Source organism: Paenibacillus sp. FSL R7-0273 (assembly GCF_000758625.1).
Lineage (GTDB): Bacteria > Bacillota > Bacilli > Paenibacillales > Paenibacillaceae > Paenibacillus_AQ.
This window is the reverse complement of the sequence record NZ_CP009283.1, coordinates 5,848,141-5,865,992: the sequence shown is the minus strand read 5'-3', so window position 1 is coordinate 5,865,992 and position 17,852 is coordinate 5,848,141. Positions and strand designations below refer to the sequence as shown.

The window sequence follows — 17,852 nt, the reverse complement described above, 5'->3', positions numbered from 1 at the left end:
AGAGCCTCCTCTCGTCAGTTTGAGAGGGGGCACTTTTTTAGCACAGATTATATCATTATAGAAACCGCTTGGAGGGAAATTCACTTGTCAGCACAAGAATTGGATCTTCGCGATTATTTTCAGATTGTTAAGAAGAGACTGTGGATGATTGTCAGTATTGTGGTCGTTGTATGTCTTCTAGCCGGGATTTACAGCCTTTATATTAAGAAACCGGTGTATGAAGCATCAACCAAGATTATCGTTAATCAGACACAGCAAGTACAGACCGCAGGATCGGAGCTGGACCTGAACCAGATTAATACCAATATCCAAATGATTAACACGTACAAGGAAATTATTAAGACCCCCGCCATTCTGGATGTTGTGTCCAATAACTACCCGGAGTTTAATACTAACGCCGAAGAGTTGCTTAAGAAGGTTAATGTGAGCTCAGTCAATAATACGCAGGTGATGACACTTGTCGTTCGAGATAATTCATACCAGAGAGCAGCAGAACTCGTAAATGCCATTTCACTTGTGTTCAAACAGGAGATCCCTTCCTTGTTCAATGTACAGAACGTATCGATTCTGAATGAGGCTAAGCTTAATCCGCCTGTTGAGCCGGGACCGGTTGAACCTAATGTCGTGATGAACCTGGCCATTGCTTTTATCGTATCGTTAATGATCGGTCTGGGTATTGCCTTCCTGCTGGAGTATCTGGATGATACATTGAAGACGGAAGAGGATATCGAGAAATACTTGGGGTTGCCGACAATTGCAATGATTACCAGACTCGGCCAGGAAGAAACAAGAGGAACAGAAACACAGGTACAGAAGCTTTCCAGAAAGGCGGGCGAACTCGAACATGTCACAGCAGCCAAATAAACAACGCCACTTGATTACCGTGACCAATCCGCGCTCTCCGGTATCGGAAGCCTTCCGGGCACTGCGCACGAATATTGACTTCTCTTCAATCGATGAACGCATTCAGATTATTATGGTTACTTCATCAGGTCCAGAAGAAGGAAAGTCCACTGTAACAGCTAACCTTGCTGCGGCATATGCTCAGGCTGATAAGAAGGTGCTGCTAATTGATGGTGACATGAGAAAGCCGACTGCACATAAGACCTTCTCACTTAGTAACCGTCATGGTCTGTCTTCATTACTGTCTCAACAATCTAATCTAAATGAAGTCATTCAGGAATCTGGTGTTCCTAATTTATTTATTATGACTTCAGGACCAATTCCTCCTAACCCTGCTGAAATGATGGCTTCTAACCGGATGAGTATGGTCCTGCAGGAGCTGCGTCAGCAATTTGATGTCATTATGTTTGATACACCTCCCTTGCTGGCAGTTACAGATGCACAGATTGTCGCCTCGAAGAGTGACGGTGTCATTATGGTTGTCAGCTACGGTAAAGTGAAGCGGGATATTGCCGCCAAGGCTAAGGCGAACCTGGATAGAGTCGGTGCGAAGATGCTTGGAGTAGTGCTGAATAATGTCAAACGTAAAGCCAGCGAAGGCTACTATTATTACTACTATGGAAATTGACATTGTTCTATAGATCAAATTGTTATTTTTGGAGGCACTAAAAATGACAGCGAAAACTAGAGTGTTCATGTTGTTCCTAATAGATCTTGCTATTATATGGTTCAGCATTGTGACATCGTACCTGTTCCGTTTCTATAGCGATATTCCACAAGAATATGTTGTGCAAATGCTGTTTTATGGCTTAATCTGCACCCTATCCTTTGGGGGGAGTCTGATTTACTTCGGACTGTACCGAAGACTATGGCAATATGCCAGTATCGGCGAGATCGTATCGGTCATGAAAGCTATTGTAGTAGGGGCGGTAATCTCATACGCAGTAGCTTTTGTTATGCTTCCGTCACGGGTTCCGTTCAGCATAGAGATCCGATCTGTAGAGACTATTCTATTATTAGTAGGTGGTGTACGCCTTTTCTGGAGAGTTGTTCGCAGGGGGAAATTTAATAATACAGAAACTGAGATTCACACTTTAATTGTTGGAGCCGGGGACTGTGGTATATTGATTGCCAGAGAACTGACGGGTGTATCCTTTGCCAATACACGCTTAATAGGCTTCGTGGACGACAATGCTGATAAGCTTCACTTGAAAATTCTTGGAGTGCCCGTTCTGGGCAACCGGTATGATATTCCTAGAATCGTGAAGGAACGGGAGATTCATGAAATTATTATAGCGATGCCTTCGGTTTCACGCAGTGTTATATCTGAGATTGTTAGCCTATCCAAGGCTACTGGTGTGAAGCTGAAGATTATACCTGCGCTCAGTGACTTGATCACCGGTAAGGTATCTGTGAAGAAGCTGCGGGATGTCAGTGTGGAAGATTTACTTGGACGCGAACCGATTGTTGAAGATATGAACAGTATCCTTGGTTATGTACACAATAAGACGGTTCTGGTTACTGGAGCAGGAGGATCAATAGGTTCTGAGTTGTGCCGGCAGATTTCTCCTTACTCACCTGACAAGCTGCTAATACTAGGGCATGGAGAGAACAGTATCTACACAATTGAAATGGAACTCCGAAAGAGCTTTCCTGAGTTGAATATTGTCACTGTAATTGCTGATGTGCAGGATCGCACCCGGATGATGGAGGTCTTTGAAAGCCACAGACCGCATGTAGTCTTTCACGCGGCAGCGCATAAGCACGTGCCACTGATGGAGCGTAATCCCTCTGAGGCTATTAAGAATAATGTGTTTGGTACACGCAATGTAGCCGATTGTTCTGAAAAGTACGGAGCAGAACGATTTGTAATGATTTCTTCTGATAAGGCTGTTAACCCTACAAGTGTTATGGGAGCGACGAAACGGATTGCAGAAATGTATGTACAAAGTCTAAATACTACAAGCAGCACCAAATTTTCGGCTGTCCGCTTTGGTAACGTACTCGGAAGTCGTGGCAGTGTTATTCCTGCCTTTAAGCAGCAGATTGCCGCTGGCGGCCCTGTGACGGTTACACATCCAGAAATGATTCGTTATTTCATGACCATTCCGGAAGCCGTACAATTGGTTATTCAATCCGGTGCTTTCGCCAAAGGCGGCGAAGTGTTCGTGCTTGATATGGGGGAACCGGTTAAGATCCTAACCCTTGCAGAAGATTTAATTACCTTGTCTGGCTATGAGCCTTACAAAGATATCGACATCGTCTTCTCAGGTATTCGCGAAGGCGAGAAGCTGTATGAAGAACTGCTGACCGCTGAAGAGAATCTGGGCTCGACCCAGCATGACCGTATCTTTATAGGTAAACCAAATGTCATCAGTCAGAATCAGCTGGAGCTGGAATTTAAGAGGTTGGAACGCGTCTTGTCTGAAGAGCCAGAAGCGATCCGTGAAGTGATTAATCAGATTGTGCCAATGCAGCCGGTAGCCCAGGTGGCAATTAGCTAACTATTGTATGTGGAGGTACTTGAAGTGAAGAAATGGAAGAAAGTATTGATTTGGACGTTGTCGGTAATTGTGGTGCTGGGAGTTGGCGGACTGTTCGCCGCGAATTATGCGGTAGACAGGCTGATGAATTCTATGGCAGGCGGGTTCGAGGTAGAAGATACTGCTGACAATGTAGCACAGGGCGAGGTTGTTGAGCCTGTGGTTGCAGAGGGGGATGATACTGCTTCATCACCATCAACAGCGCCAACACTAAGTGCATCTCCTGCTAAGACAGAGTCGCCGTCGTCCAACAATACTAGTAATCAGGGTTCAGAAGCAACTGCTAGTACTCCTAAGCCTGCTTCTACCCCAGCACCAACACCTGAAGCTGTGGATGGGATTGCTCACATTTCAACGGACAAAGCGAAAGAAGTTCAGGATGATGTCTCTATTAAGGATAAAGCTAACGTGGCTTCTATAGTGGCACAGCAATTAAGTGTTTCGGATATTAAGAGACTTCAAGAGCTAGCCAAAGGTGGCTTAACTAATGAAGAGAAACGGGAAGCGCGCAGTATTATTCTTGGTAAAGTATCTGAAGAACAGTACAATGAACTGATAGGAATCGCAAAAAAGTATGGTGTTAGCCAGGGGAAAACCTACAATGAGGTAAGTGGAAGTAAGAAAACAACAGAACAAGGTGGTGAGTAGTTATGTTTAATATTAAATTACCTGCAGCGGTATGTTTGCTAGCTGTGCTAATAGGAGCCGCACCCTTAACCGCCTCAGCTCCAGTATCAGTTTCTGCTGCATCTGTCCATGATTCCATTAAAGTTCAGAGTGTGAATGTGAAAATGGTATTTGACGGTGTAGATATACAACCTCCAACGGGTCAATATGTCTTTATTTACAATAATACAACCTATGTGCCGATTAGATTTGTCTCCTACTCCTTACAGAAGAGTGTCAGCTGGGACGCTAAAAATTTGAAAGTTACTGTTGCTGAACCAAGCAGTTCTGAACATGTCATTATTAAAGAATATCTTATGAATGCTGGAAATGCGAACACTTCCATAACAGCAGCTAAGAGTATTACTCTTAATAATGTGAAAGCGAGCTATGTCTTTAATGGAACAACTAAAGCTATACCATCAGGACAGGCAAGTTATATGTTGAACGGTTCTTTATACGTTCCACTTCGTTATCTTTCTGAGTCTGTAGGTCATAAAATCTCTTGGGATCAAAAGACAAAGACTATTACTTCTACATCCGCTAGTTATCAAGAGCAGAATAGCGGCTCAACTAACAATAGTTCTACAGGGGTTGGAGCAACTCCAGCAACTCCTTCTGCAACAGCTACACCAGCACCGCCGACTGGAGCAGCTGGAGGAGGCGGATCTACTGGAACAGGTACAGTCACCTATGAACAAATTACAAGTGCCACAGAAGCGAAGCTCTCTTCATTACGTAATCAGAGCAGTTCGGCTTTGATGAGTCTTGCACTTCAATATGTTCAAGCAACAGATCAAGCAACCAAAGCTAGCCTCCTGGCTCAAGGTAAGCAACAACTGGCTTCATCCACTTCTAGCTTCAATAGCATAGTTGCTGATGCAGAGAAGCAGTTGACTGCCAGTGGGTACAGTACAGATGTTATCAGTCAGTATAGAGCAACCTTTGAAGCTGAATTACAACAAGGTATGGCACTGGCTGAAGGTATGGCGGACTAACAAGGTTGCTATTTAATTTGTACAGCACAACCTCACTCTCTATTTCTAATAACGAGAATGAGGCTGTGCATATTTCGAAATACTAGTACTAAAAGGATCAGGTGAAATTATGAAGCCTTATACCATTGTAAAACCAATCTTTGATTTTCTACTGGCTCTAATCGGAATTCTCCTGTTATGGCCTTTTTTCTTGATTATTGCTATTTTCATAAAAGTAGGTTCTAAAGGACCGGTTTTATTTAAGCAAAAAAGAATAGGTAAAGATAAAAAAGAGTTTTACATATTCAAGTTTAGAACAATGCGTATAGATACTCCAGCAGAAATGCCAACGCATCTGTTACAAGACCCTGATTTCTTTATTACAAGGGCAGGTAAATTCCTGAGGAAGACAAGCCTAGATGAGCTGCCTCAGATTATTAATATACTAAAAGGGGACATGAGTATTATTGGTCCACGACCAGCTCTATGGAATCAATATGACTTGAGTGCTGAACGGGATGTTTATGGAGCGAATAATATAAGGCCTGGATTGACAGGCTGGGCGCAAATTAACGGTAGAGATGAACTGCCCATCGATGTTAAAGCTAAACTGGATGGCGAATATGTAACAAAGCTTTCGCTTTTTTTCGATATCAAGGTTTTTTTCATGACCATAACAAGTGTGCTTAAGTCTGATGGTGTAAGAGAAGGGGCCGACGAGCAGGAAGCAACAACACGCACCAAAGGAGCTGCTTTGTAATTATGTACAAGAAAAAGATATTGATCACCGGTAAGGGAAGTTATGTAGGTACAAGCTTTATGAAATGGCTGGAGCAATGGCCTGAGCAATATGAGGTTGAAGAAATCTCCGTACATGGAACGGCGTGGAGGAAACATGACTTTTCGAAATATGATGTTGTACTGCATGTAGCTGGAATAGTACATAAACAAGAAAAGACTGAGATGAAAGAAATGTTTTTTGAAGTAAATGCTATTCTACCTACAGAAATAGCAATGGAAGTAAAGAAAGCAGGAGTTAAACAGTTTGTATTTTTAAGTACAATGGCTGTATATGGGGAAGAAGGCGAGTTATTAAAGAAAGTTGTATTAAACAAAAAGTCTGTTCCTTCTCCCAAAACTATGTATGGTATAAGTAAGCTAGAAGCGGAAAAAAAACTGAATAATCTAAATGATAAGAAATTTAACGTTGTAATAGTTAGACCTCCTATGATCTACGGTGATAACTGCCCTGGAAATTATTCTAGATTAAAGAGACTTGCTGTGAAAATTCCAGTCTTTCCTCGCATTGAAAATGAAAGAAGCATGATTAGTATTATTAAACTATGTAAAGATTTGAAGGGTTATATTGATAATGAGAACCCTGGACTATATTTACCTCAAGATGAACAATATACTAATACTAGCAGGTTAATTCAGGAACTAGCGGCAACTGAGGGCAAGAATATACACTTATCTCCTATACTGGGTTGGATAGTAATTACCTTTTTCAAAAATGTAAATATCGTGCGGAAAATGTTTGGTAATTTAACATATGAGAAGTAATACAAGTAACTTTGAGGATGGATGAAATGAATTATAAAGTTAGTGTTATTATTCCAACATATAAGCGTAGTGAGTTCTTAACAAGAGCAATTGACTCTGTTTTAGAGCAATCATATAAAAATGTTGAAATAATTGTTGTGGATGATAATGATCCGATTTCCGATTTCAGAAGTCAGACAGAGGATAGAATAAAGGAATACATAGAAAGAGCAAAAGTTATCTATCATAAAAATATTACTAACATGGGTGGAGCTCTAGCAAGAAATGAAGGAATCAGTGTCGCCTCAGGTGATTATATAACTTTCTTAGATGATGACGATGTGTATGAAGAGATGAAAATCGAAAACCAATTACAGTATATGCTCGATAATAATTTAGACGCTTCTTTTACTAATGTGAAAATATGTAATATTACGGGGAAGTTAATTGATTACCGAGACCATAAGTATGTCACAGATCTTTCCAACGGTGAATTGCTAAAACAGCATATTATGCATCATTTAACTCCTACAGATACTTATATGTTTAAAAGAGAAAAACTTATTGAATTAAAGGGTTTTGATGATGTAACTATGGGGCAAGAGTTTAGGCTTATGCTTAAGGCTATTGTGGGAAATCTGCGAATTGGCTATCTGCCAAGGGCCGATGTGATTCAATATATACATGATGCAGAAAGAATTTCGGTTGGTAAAAATAAAATAATAGCAGAAAACGAATTGTATGAGTTTAAAAAAAACTATTTCAGCAAATTAAATAACAGTCAGATCAAGTATGTAAAGTTCAGACATTATTCTGTTCTGGCTGTCGTGGGAGTAAGGAGCAAGGAGTATAAATTGTCTATAGTAAATTTATGCTTGGCTTTTCTTACCTCTCCCAAATACTTTTTTTCTGAAATATTCCAAAAATTACGAATGAATTCAATGAATTGAATGGTGGAAGCGGAAATGGGAGGTTCTAATGATTTTAGTTAGATTGATGGGCGGGTTGGGAAATCAAATGTTTCAGGTGGCATATGCAAGAATGCTTGCCTTGGAATATGGAGACAATATTTATCTTGATATAACAGGCTACGAAAAGTATAAAATAAGAAATTACTCGTTGCTGAATTTGAAAATAAATGACTTTCTTAAAACTAATAATGACCTTGAAATAAATAAGATAGAGAGTTTTTTATTACGTTTTTCACAAAAAACATATCATATTTATCATAAAGTGGCGAAAATATCAACAAAAATTGATCGATATGGAAATTACCCGTTCAAAATATTATCTAAATATGGCTTGTATTATAATTTTGATCGATACTATTATGAAAGCATGTCCAGTAAATCTAAACTGAAATGTGTATATGGATATTTTCAGAGCGAAAAGTATTTTGAAAAATATAGTCAACAGATTTGTAGTGAATTGAAGGTTAATAAGCCAGTATCAGAACGTGAACAGAACGAGTTGGATGATATTACACAATCTAACTCAATAGCTGTCAGTATGCGTCTTGGTGATGATTACCGAAATTCTTCTTCACTTAATATTTGCAATGAGGACTATTTTACTCGTGCAATGGACGAGATTTTCGAACAACATCCAGATTCGGTATTTTATATTTTTTCGGATGATATTGACAGAGCAAAAAAAATTAATTTCAAATATCCAGTGCGTTTCATCGAGGGATTTCAGGATTATGAAAGCCTTCGTTTAATGTACTCTTGCAAACACTTTGTGATTTCAAATAGTTCATTTTCATGGTGGGGGGCTTATTTAGCAGATAATCCCAATAAAATAATTATTGCCCCAGATCGCTGGTATAATGATTGTAAGATTAAGCCGGATATTTACTTTGAACAGATGCTAAGTCTAAATAGTTTTAAAGGAGTTTCTACATGAATAGTTACGTTGAGTTTGCTATTGGAGTGGTTTTTTACAATCCGACAGATGAAGAAGTTCTTAAGGTTAAAGATTACTCGGAAATTGTTCCTAGAGTATATATTTATGACAACACAGAAGAAAATCCTAATCCCCTTTGTTTAATTAACCTGAAACAAGATGAGTATACCTATATTGCAAATAATAAAAATGACGGAATAGCAGTAGCTTTAAATAAACTATGTAACTTGGCTAAAAAAGATGGGTATAAATATTTACTGTTGTTGGATCAAGATAGTATTTTTAAAATTGAAGATATTCGAAAAATGTTTCAAGAAATTAGAAATCATGCTTCAAAAGATATTGGTATATATACTCCTGAAATTCACTATATGAAAGGAAATGGTGAGATTAGAGCAAGAACAGTACAGACAAAGCCAAGTACTGTTTTTTCGGAGATTTCATGGGCTATTACTTCAGGAAGTGTTGTAAGTCTTGAGGTGTATTCTCAGAGTAGTGGCTTCGATGAATTTTTATTTATTGATAGGGTTGATTATGAATATTGTGTACAGCTAAGGAAACTTGGTTTTAAAACAGTTAGAATTAGTGGTGCTATTTTATATCAGTTTCTAGGAGAAACCCAAGGGGGAATATTTAAATTTTCAGGGCATAATCCTATCCGTCATTATTATATTTTCAGAAATAGACTTTATCTTGTACAAAAGTATAAAGAAAATTTCAACGGAATTAAAAAAGTTGCATATTTAGGTTTAACTATTACCCGTCATCTGGCTCTAGTTCTAATATGTGAATCTAGAAAGACTGAAAAATTTAAAGCTATAAAAGTTGCGTACCGTGATTATAAAAAAGGGAAAATGGGGAAATATGATCCTGAAAATTCAAGGGAGCTGGCCTAGTGTTTGTAGCAATTATTTTACTGTGTACATTTTTAATGGGCTTTAGTTGGATTAAAGAAAAAAATATATATAATCCCCTGTTTTTGTTTTCTGGACTATGGACCCTAGTTGTTATAGGGAGTAAATTGCAGCTATATGATCTATTTAAGCCTAATGATTATGTATTTCTTATTTATAGTTTAGGAATAGCTTCTTTTGGTATTGGATGTCTTCTTGTCTCCGGTCTTAAAGTGGGGACTTTGATAAAACCAGATAATCAAATTTCCCAGTACATGATTAATGATAGAGTTTATTATTTGTTTACAATTATCACCTGTATAATCGTATGGAGTGCAGCCGCACCAACTATCAAGCTATTGATGGAAGGTGCGAATTTCTATGAAATTCGATATATTATGATAGGTCAGATTCAGGAATCTCAAAATAATCTATTACTGAGCTATTTTGCCTTGCCATTTACACATGTTATGATGCATATTTCAGTGATATATATGTTGGTACACAAGAACAAAAAGTACTTGTTTATAACTTTATTTACGATACTCGGAGTTGTATTAACGAATGGAGCAAGATTATTTCTTTTATACTATTTAATAGATGTTGCTATTACGAAAATAATTTTAAAAACGCTGTATGAGGATAATAAAAAAAACAAAAAGAAAAAAGACAGCAATATTTATGTGACCCTTATAACCTTATTTATAGTAATTGGTATGGTGTATATTACATTATTGCGTAAATCGGATATTTTTAGAACTATATATATGTATACTGTGGGCACAGTTCCTCATATGAGTCAGAGAATTGAGCAGTTTAATGTAATTGGACAACATACTTATGGATTAACCTCACTACAGGGGGTATTTAGACCCGTCTTTTCTGTACTTGAAAGATTGGGAGTTAATAGTTCATTATTTCAATTATCTGATATATATATCGAACAATGGCAATCTATAGCATTTATAGCACCAGAGGTGACATATAATTTCTGTGTCTCTTTATTTATGTATTTTTATGCTGATTTTGGTTTGTTTGGTGTTTTCATTGGTTCTATTCTTTTTGGGCTTATTAGCTCGTTTGCATACAAAGCATTAAAACGTAATTTTAGTATCAGGAGTCTTGCAATTTATCTGATATTTGTTCAGGCAATTCTGCTTTCTATGATAAGATTTCAATTCTCAGATCTTTCTTATGCACTAGCATTCATATACCTGTTCATTGTTATGAGAAAGAAGTCGAATCTAGATGAGGAGATAAAATGAACATTAATTTCATCCTACCGCCTCCCAGTGCAAAAATAGCGGGCGGTTATAAAATTGTATATCAGTATGCGAATTATTGTTCCATTAATGGGATGGATGTGAATATTATCTATGACTGTGGGACTGGGAAGAATCCATATCGAATACCACCCTCCCTTTTTTTTCAGTTGAAACGTATTACTGCCGCAAGGGAGCCTAGATGGTTCCCTTTAGATAAGAAGATAAGGAAATTACCTGTCTTCGCGGTAGATAATCATTCAATTCCAGACGCTGATTTTATTGTCGCTACCGCTTGCGGTACTGCTCCTAAAGTCAATGCACTGCAGTCTTCCAAAGGTAGAAAATTATATTTGATTCAAGATTTTGAAAACTGGAATAGAACGGATCAAGAAGTTTATGATTCATACAAATTTCCTATGGAACATATTGTAATATCCAAATGGTTGAAGCAGATTGTCGATGTGCATAGTTCTACTGAGTCGATTTATATTCCTAACGGTATTGATGGCAATCGGTTTTATGTATCTGTCCCTGTTGAGTCTCGATCCCCTCATTCTATTGCAATGTTATATCATCGGGATGAGAGAAAGAGAAGCAAAGAAGGATTGGAGATTATCCATAAAGTTAAGGAAAAGTATCCTGATCTGACTGTTGAGTTGTTTGGTTCCCCGGAGCCGCCTAAAGATTTACCCGACTATATCACTTATACAAGAAATGCTAACGAGTCAAAACTTCATGAAATATATAATAAATCAGCAATCTATATGGTTACGAGTGCGGTTGAAGGTTATGGTTTAACTGGCCTCGAGAGTATGTTTTGTGGCTGTGCGTTAGTAAGTACCGATTGTCAAGGAGTTCATGAATACGCTACTAACGGTAGAAATGCTCTACTGTCACCAGTTAAGGAATTGGATAAGTTGGAAGCGAATCTATTGCATTTATTGGAGAATAGCCCCAAAAGAATTGAAATTGCTCATAATGGAAGCAGTGATGTCAAAGGTTTTTCACTTTATCAAGCTCAAACGCAATTTATGAGTATACTCAATAATACTGAAATTAAGAGGACAATATGAATTCAAAGTTAAAGGTATTGACCCGAAATTTGACTTACAGCGTTAATGCTAAAGTATTATCCACCTTAATCTCTATTTTTCTTATACTAATTGTTCCTAAGGTACTAGGTGTAACAGAATATAGCTATTGGCAGCTTTATGTTTTTTATTTGAATTACATAGGAATTTTAGGTTTTGGGTGGAGCGATGGCATTTACCTGAAGATCGGGGGCGCTAAATATATAGAATTGGATAGAGCTGTGCTCATCTCTCAGTTCTGGCTGATGGCTATAACGGAGACTATTTTGTCACTTGCTTTCCTTGGAATTATATTTAGTTTCATAGCAGACCCAGATAAACGTTATATCCTCATAATTACAGCAATCAGCGGTTTTTTTCTTATCATGAGGTCGCTTTTCTTTTATATCCTGGAGGCAACGAACCGGATCAAGGAGTTTGCACTATTTAATATTATTGACCGGGTATTGTACCTCTTGCTTACAGTTGTTGCACTTGTTCTTCACGTCGTATCTTATAAACCACTTATCATAATTGATATGGTGAGTAAGATCGTGAGTTTTCTAATGCTTGCGTATCTGTGTAAAGATATTGTCATTGGTAAAGCCATTTCTTGTAGCCAGGGTATTCGAGAAGCATGGGATAATATTAGTATAGGAATAAAATTGATGATTGCCAATATTGCCAGTACTCTTATCATTGGGGTGGTTCGATGGGGGATTGAACGTCAATGGGATATTGCAACCTTTGGTAAGGTATCACTCACATTAAGTATTTCAAATTTATTGTTGCTATTGGTTAACTCAGTAGGGGTTGTAATGTTCCCTTTGTTAAGGCAGGCAAAGCAGGAGAAATTACCAAGATTATATTTGCATCTGAGGAATGGGATGATGTTCCCACTGTTTGGATTGCTAGTTCTCTATTACCCTGGAGTTCTGCTCTTGTCACAATGGTTGCCTAAATACAGCGAATCCTTAAAATATATGGCTATTATTCTACCGATATGTATTTATGAAAGCAAGATTTCTATGCTTATCAATACTTACTTAAAGAACTATCGAAAAGAGAAAACAATTTTGTTCGTGAATGGGATTACACTAGGACTTAGTGTTCTAACAACATATGTATCGATCTTTGTTGTATCCAACCTCTTGTTGGCTGTTTTATCAATATTTATCTTACTTGCCTTCAGATGTATACTTGCAGAAATTATTCTGGCTAAGTTTATCAAGATTCAAGTTTTCAAAGATACAGTGTACGAGCTTGTTGTTAGTATTTGTTTTATTTTATTCAATTGGTACTTTGCTGGTTATGTGGGATTTATATTATATCTAGGAATTTACTTCGTATATCTACTAATTAAACGAAAAGAACTTTCGAATTTGCTGATTCTAATTAACACACGCTTGCGTTCGAGTAATACAGAATAAAAGCCGATGTTGTGGGAGGAACTATGAAAATTGCAATAGCAGGAACTGGGTATGTGGGGTTATCCAATGCAGTCCTATTGGCTCAACATAATGAAGTAACGGCTTTAGACATTGATACTCAAAAAGTGGAGATGATTAATAATCGGATCTCACCTATTATTGATGCTGATATTGAACATTTCCTTGCAAGCAAGAAATTAAATTTGACTGCAACAGCTGATGTCGTTCGCGCGTTTCAACAGGCCGAATACATTATTGTTTCGACACCAACCAACTATGATCCAGATAAGAATTATTTTGATACCAGTAGTGTAGAAGGGGTAATTGAGCAGGTCATTGAAATAAACCCTAATGCAATTGTAATCATTAAATCTACAGTTCCTGTTGGATATACAGAATCTATTCGAGAAAAGTTTAAAACGGATAATATTATTTTCTCACCTGAGTTCTTAAGGGAAGGAAAAGCACTTCATGATAATTTGTATCCTTCTCGAATAATAGTAGGGGAACAGTCAGAGAGGGCTAAGGTATTTGCTGACTTGTTGGTTCAAGGTGCATTTAAAGATGATATTGATGTGCTCTTTACTAATTCTACTGAAGCTGAAGCAATCAAGCTGTTCGCGAATACTTACTTAGCAATGAGAGTTGCATTTTTTAATGAACTGGATTCATATGCTGAAGTTAGAGGACTTGATGCCAAACAAATCATTGATGGTGTAGGACTTGATCCGCGTATAGGCAACCATTACAATAATCCATCCTTTGGTTATGGAGGTTACTGTCTTCCGAAGGACACGAAGCAACTATTGGCTAATTATGAGAACGTTCCTAACAATATCATTGCCGCTATTGTTGATGCTAATCGCACCAGAAAAGACCATGTTGCTGACATGATACTACAGAGGAAACCAAAAATTGTAGGCATTTACCGATTGACAATGAAGCTTGATTCCGATAATTTTCGACAGTCTGCAATTCAAGGTGTTATGAAGAGAATTGAGGCTAAAGGTATTGAAGTAATTGTATATGAGCCCAATTTTTCGGGTGAGAAATTCTATAATTCACGAGTAATAAATGATTTTTCACAATTTAAAGAGCTATGTGATGTAATTGTAGCGAATCGGTTATCTTATGATTTAGAAGATGTTAGTCACAAAGTATATACAAGAGATTTGTTTGGACGGGATTAATTAGAGGAGGTGCTCAATTGAAAGGTATTATCCTAGCAGGCGGCAGCGGAACCCGCCTCTACCCACTAACCATGGTAACCAGCAAACAACTGTTACCCATATACGACAAACCTATGATCTATTACCCACTTTCTACATTAATGCTCGCTGGCATTAAAGAAATCCTTATTATTTCTACCCCAGAGGACACACCGAGATTTGAAAGTCTCTTAGGTGATGGATCACAGTTCGGTATCTCGCTGGAATACATAATTCAGCCAAGTCCTGATGGTTTAGCTCAGGCTTTTATTTTGGGGGAGTCCTTTATCGGAAATGACTCCGTTGCTATGATCCTTGGGGATAATATCTATTATGGTAACGGAATCCGAAAAATGCTAAAACGGGCTTCGGAAAAGGAGCAGGGTGCCACTGTGTTCGGGTACCATGTACAAGATCCGGAGCGTTTTGGTGTGGTTGAATTTAATGAAGATGGTAAAGTATTGAGTGTCGAGGAGAAACCGGTACATCCTAAATCTAATTACGCTATTACTGGACTCTATTTCTACGACAACCGGGTTGTTGAGATTGCGAAGAGTGTTAAGCCTTCCGTAAGAGGAGAGCTTGAGATTACGTCCATTAATGAAGCCTACCTTAATCTAGGTGATTTAGATGTGGAATTGCTGGGTCGTGGCTTTACTTGGTTGGATACTGGGACTCATCAGAGTCTAGTAGATGCGACTAATTTTGTTAGAACTATTGAGGACCATCAAGGCATTAAAATTGCAGCTCTTGAAGAGATTGCCTATATCAATGGCTGGATCACTAAAGAGCATCTGTTAGAGTGTGGTCAGAAGCTCAGTAAAACGGGTTACGGTCAATATTTAATTAAAGTTGCTACTGGTAAAATTAAATACTAGGTACTGAGGTGTGAGCAGATGAAATTGACAGAAACATTGCTACCAGGAGTCTATATTGCTGAACCGGCAGTCTTCGGGGATCATCGCGGATGGTTCATGGAGACCTTCAGTGATGCGAAATTCAAAGAACAGGGCATTGATATTACTTTTGTACAAGATAATCAATCCTACTCAGCTGTCAAAGGAACGCTTAGAGGACTTCATTACCAATTGAATCCTAAAGCTCAGACTAAGCTCGTTCGCTGTACGCGAGGCGTTATCTATGATGTAGCAGTTGATATTAGAAAAGGTAGCCCTACCTACAGTAAGTGGTTCGGAATTGAACTGAGCGCAGATAATAAGAAGCAACTGCTTATCCCTAAAGGATTCGCACATGGGTTCATGACTCTGACCGAGGAGGTTGAAGTTCAATACAAATGTGATGAGCTGTATGCTCCGGACTGCGATGGCGGTATTCTTTGGAATGACCCTGCTATTGGTGTAGAATGGCCCATCGATGTAACGCCAATCCTTTCTGGTAAAGACGAGAAGGCACCTTTGCTAAAGGATGCTCAAGTGAATTTCGAATACTAAGCTTTCATCGAGAAAAATAGATAAATCTGAGGTGTATAGAATGAGCAGGAAAAAGTTGCTGATTACAGGCGGTGCCGGTTTTATTGGCGGTAATTTCGTACAATACATGGTTAAGAAATATGCTGATTACGATATTACTAACCTGGATTTGCTGACATATGCCGGAGAGTTAACCAAGCACTCTGAGATTGAACATAAGTCAAATTATCATTTTGTTCAGGCTGATATTGCGGATCGTGAGGCCGTTATATCCCTGTTTGAACAAGAGAAGTTTGATTATGTCGTGCATTTTGCAGCTGAGAGTCATGTGGACCGTTCGATTACAGATCCTGAAGTGTTCGTTCGTACGAATGTAATGGGGACTCAAGTATTGCTTGATGCTGCCAGAAAGATTGGAATCTCTAAGTTTGTTCATGTCTCTACCGATGAGGTTTATGGCGAATTGGATTTCGATCCGACTGTTTTCTTTACAGAAGAGACTCCGTTACAGCCTAACAGCCCATATAGTGCAAGTAAAGCCTCTTCTGATTTGCTCGTACGTGCCTACCATGAAACGTTTGGCTTACCGATGAATATTACACGTTGTTCTAATAACTATGGACCTTATCATTTCCCTGAGAAACTGATTCCGCTGACCATATCTAAGGTAATGAATGAGCAGAAGGTTCCTGTCTATGGTGACGGTAAAAACATCCGTGATTGGCTGCATGTATGGGATCACTGTGCTGCGATTGATCTGGTGCTTCATGAAGGTGTTAGCGGTGAGGTCTATAACGTTGGCGGCCATAATGAGCGCACTAATCTTGAAGTGGTTAAAACGATTATTGAGACTCTGGGTAAATCCGAAGATCTTATTGAGTTTGTCACGGACCGATTGGGTCATGATAAACGTTATGCTATCGATCCGACCAAGCTTGAGAAGCTAGGATGGAAACCGACTTATACTTTCGAGACAGGAATAGCTCAGACTATTCAATGGTACATAGATAACACCGAATGGTGGGAGCTTATTCTTAGTGGCGACTATCGGAAGTAATTCATGAAAAAATTTTCATTCAAATTTAAGCCAGGTAAATATAGGAAAAAAATCATATTTCTATATTTACCTATGTTACTTCTCGTTGCATTCTTGCTTTTTGCGGGGCGTTTTCTTGTGCTTTCACAAGCTCCACAGAAAGCAGATGTTATTATAGTACTAAGTGGTGGAGCAGGAAGAGTAGAAAAAGCAGCGGAGATATACAATGAAGGATACGCGTCTGAAGTTATCCTCACAAATGTAAATGGATTTGCTGGCCCTCTAGGAAATTTATTAAATACAGCAATTGCAAATAACATATCTGAAATCGACATTATATCAGAAGAGTCAGCTAGAAGTACTTATGAGAATGCTGTATTTACTTTGGCAATAATGCAAGAAAAGAAATATACTTCGGCAATTGTAGTCTCTTCTAATTTCCATATGCGCAGAACAAAGTTTAATTTTGATAACATATACAAAAATTCTGATATTCAACTCACCTATGTATCATCTCCAACCAATTTTAATGCTAGTCGCTGGTGGAGTAATCAATACAGTAGAGGGTTAATTTTTGAAGAATACAGTAAAATGTTGGGGAATTTTCTCGGGTATAATGGTCCAGAAGCTAAAAAGATACTTTATCAAGTTAAAAAGTGGTTTGATATATAACGATTTCTGACAAAAAAACATAAAACATTTCATGTTTTGGTGGACAGGTTCCGACAAACAAATTAGTTATCCCGGTCTATAATTAGATTAAGAATCTACTTATCCTCTGGGAGAGAAGTCCTATGCCAAATTATTACTTCAAGGAAATTTGGACACCGCTGAAGTGGGTAAAGATAAAGTTTTTCCGGGATGATGATGACCGGATCTGGGTGAAGTTCGGATCGAAGAGACGGCAGTTATTGAACCGGCGGGCTGGAGACAGCAAAACGGAGGCCTAAGGGCCTCCGTTTTGCTGTCTATAATACTTTATTG

The 17,852-nt window shown here is 38.3% G+C and carries 19 protein-coding genes; all 19 read left to right on the top strand.

Annotated features, from left to right (window positions below; genetic code table 11):
* Positions 1-84: 84 nt before the first annotated feature.
* The 19 genes from R70723_RS25200 to R70723_RS33835 all read left to right on the top strand — a co-directional run bounded on the left by R70723_RS25200 (position 85) and on the right by R70723_RS33835 (position 17,818).
* Positions 85-864, top strand: a complete 780-nt coding sequence (locus R70723_RS25200; protein WP_039876533.1) for a YveK family protein — start codon at positions 85-87, stop codon at positions 862-864.
* Positions 845-1,531: a CpsD/CapB family tyrosine-protein kinase gene (locus R70723_RS25195; protein ID WP_039876532.1), complete on the top strand. Its 687-nt coding sequence runs from the start codon at positions 845-847 to the stop codon at positions 1,529-1,531. Before R70723_RS25200 ends, R70723_RS25195 begins: the two co-directional genes overlap by 20 nt.
* Positions 1,532-1,574: 43 nt before the next feature.
* Complete coding sequence (locus R70723_RS25190; protein ID WP_039876528.1) at positions 1,575-3,407, top strand: polysaccharide biosynthesis protein; 1,833 nt, start codon at positions 1,575-1,577, stop codon at positions 3,405-3,407.
* Positions 3,408-3,431: 24 nt separating this feature from the next.
* Positions 3,432-4,094, top strand: coding sequence for a hypothetical protein (locus tag R70723_RS32355; protein ID WP_052421466.1), 663 nt, complete (start codon positions 3,432-3,434; stop codon positions 4,092-4,094).
* 2 nt (positions 4,095-4,096) lie between these two features.
* Positions 4,097-5,110: a stalk domain-containing protein gene (locus R70723_RS25180; RefSeq protein ID WP_039876526.1), complete on the top strand. Its 1,014-nt coding sequence runs from the start codon at positions 4,097-4,099 to the stop codon at positions 5,108-5,110.
* Positions 5,111-5,219: 109 nt separating this feature from the next.
* A complete protein-coding gene (locus R70723_RS25175) occupies positions 5,220-5,849 on the top strand; it encodes a sugar transferase (RefSeq protein ID WP_039876525.1) in 630 nt (209 codons plus the stop codon).
* A gap of 2 nt (positions 5,850-5,851) precedes the next feature.
* Positions 5,852-6,652 (top strand): NAD-dependent epimerase/dehydratase family protein, encoded by an 801-nt coding sequence (locus R70723_RS25170; RefSeq protein ID WP_039879254.1) that lies wholly within the window; start codon positions 5,852-5,854, stop codon positions 6,650-6,652.
* A gap of 26 nt (positions 6,653-6,678) precedes the next feature.
* Positions 6,679-7,581, top strand: coding sequence for a glycosyltransferase family 2 protein (locus tag R70723_RS32350; RefSeq protein WP_052421465.1), 903 nt, complete (start codon positions 6,679-6,681; stop codon positions 7,579-7,581).
* A 28-nt stretch (positions 7,582-7,609) separates the two neighbouring features.
* Positions 7,610-8,536, top strand: coding sequence for an alpha-1,2-fucosyltransferase (locus tag R70723_RS25160; RefSeq protein WP_039876524.1), 927 nt, complete (start codon positions 7,610-7,612; stop codon positions 8,534-8,536).
* Positions 8,533-9,432 (top strand): glycosyltransferase, encoded by a 900-nt coding sequence (locus R70723_RS25155; RefSeq protein ID WP_039876522.1) that lies wholly within the window; start codon positions 8,533-8,535, stop codon positions 9,430-9,432. Before R70723_RS25160 ends, R70723_RS25155 begins: the two co-directional genes overlap by 4 nt.
* Entirely contained in the window at positions 9,432-10,694 is a 1,263-nt protein-coding gene (locus tag R70723_RS25150; protein ID WP_039876521.1) for an O-antigen polymerase, read from the top strand. Before R70723_RS25155 ends, R70723_RS25150 begins: the two co-directional genes overlap by 1 nt.
* Positions 10,691-11,767 (top strand): glycosyltransferase family 4 protein, encoded by a 1,077-nt coding sequence (locus R70723_RS25145; protein WP_047171227.1) that lies wholly within the window; start codon positions 10,691-10,693, stop codon positions 11,765-11,767. The genes R70723_RS25150 and R70723_RS25145 overlap by 4 nt, the downstream gene beginning before the upstream one ends.
* The gene (locus R70723_RS25140) at positions 11,764-13,194 is read left to right on the top strand and encodes a polysaccharide biosynthesis protein (protein ID WP_039876520.1); all 1,431 of its coding nucleotides are present in this window, start codon (positions 11,764-11,766) and stop codon (positions 13,192-13,194) included. Before R70723_RS25145 ends, R70723_RS25140 begins: the two co-directional genes overlap by 4 nt.
* Before the next feature lie 23 nt (positions 13,195-13,217).
* Positions 13,218-14,384, top strand: coding sequence for a nucleotide sugar dehydrogenase (locus tag R70723_RS25135; RefSeq protein WP_039876518.1), 1,167 nt, complete (start codon positions 13,218-13,220; stop codon positions 14,382-14,384).
* Positions 14,385-14,401: 17 nt separating this feature from the next.
* Positions 14,402-15,280: a glucose-1-phosphate thymidylyltransferase RfbA gene (rfbA, locus tag R70723_RS25130; protein WP_039876517.1), complete on the top strand. Its 879-nt coding sequence runs from the start codon at positions 14,402-14,404 to the stop codon at positions 15,278-15,280.
* An 18-nt stretch (positions 15,281-15,298) separates the two neighbouring features.
* On the top strand, positions 15,299-15,853 hold the full coding sequence (gene rfbC / locus R70723_RS25125) for a dTDP-4-dehydrorhamnose 3,5-epimerase (RefSeq protein ID WP_039876516.1): 555 nt from the start codon (positions 15,299-15,301) through the stop codon (positions 15,851-15,853).
* Between the two features lie 40 nt (positions 15,854-15,893).
* On the top strand, positions 15,894-16,889 hold the full coding sequence (gene rfbB / locus R70723_RS25120; RefSeq protein ID WP_039876513.1) for a dTDP-glucose 4,6-dehydratase: 996 nt from the start codon (positions 15,894-15,896) through the stop codon (positions 16,887-16,889).
* Positions 16,890-16,892: 3 nt separating this feature from the next.
* Positions 16,893-17,540, top strand: coding sequence for a YdcF family protein (locus tag R70723_RS25115; protein WP_039876511.1), 648 nt, complete (start codon positions 16,893-16,895; stop codon positions 17,538-17,540).
* A gap of 122 nt (positions 17,541-17,662) precedes the next feature.
* A complete protein-coding gene (locus R70723_RS33835; RefSeq protein ID WP_179088066.1) occupies positions 17,663-17,818 on the top strand; it encodes a hypothetical protein in 156 nt (51 codons plus the stop codon).
* Positions 17,819-17,852 lie beyond the last annotated feature (34 nt).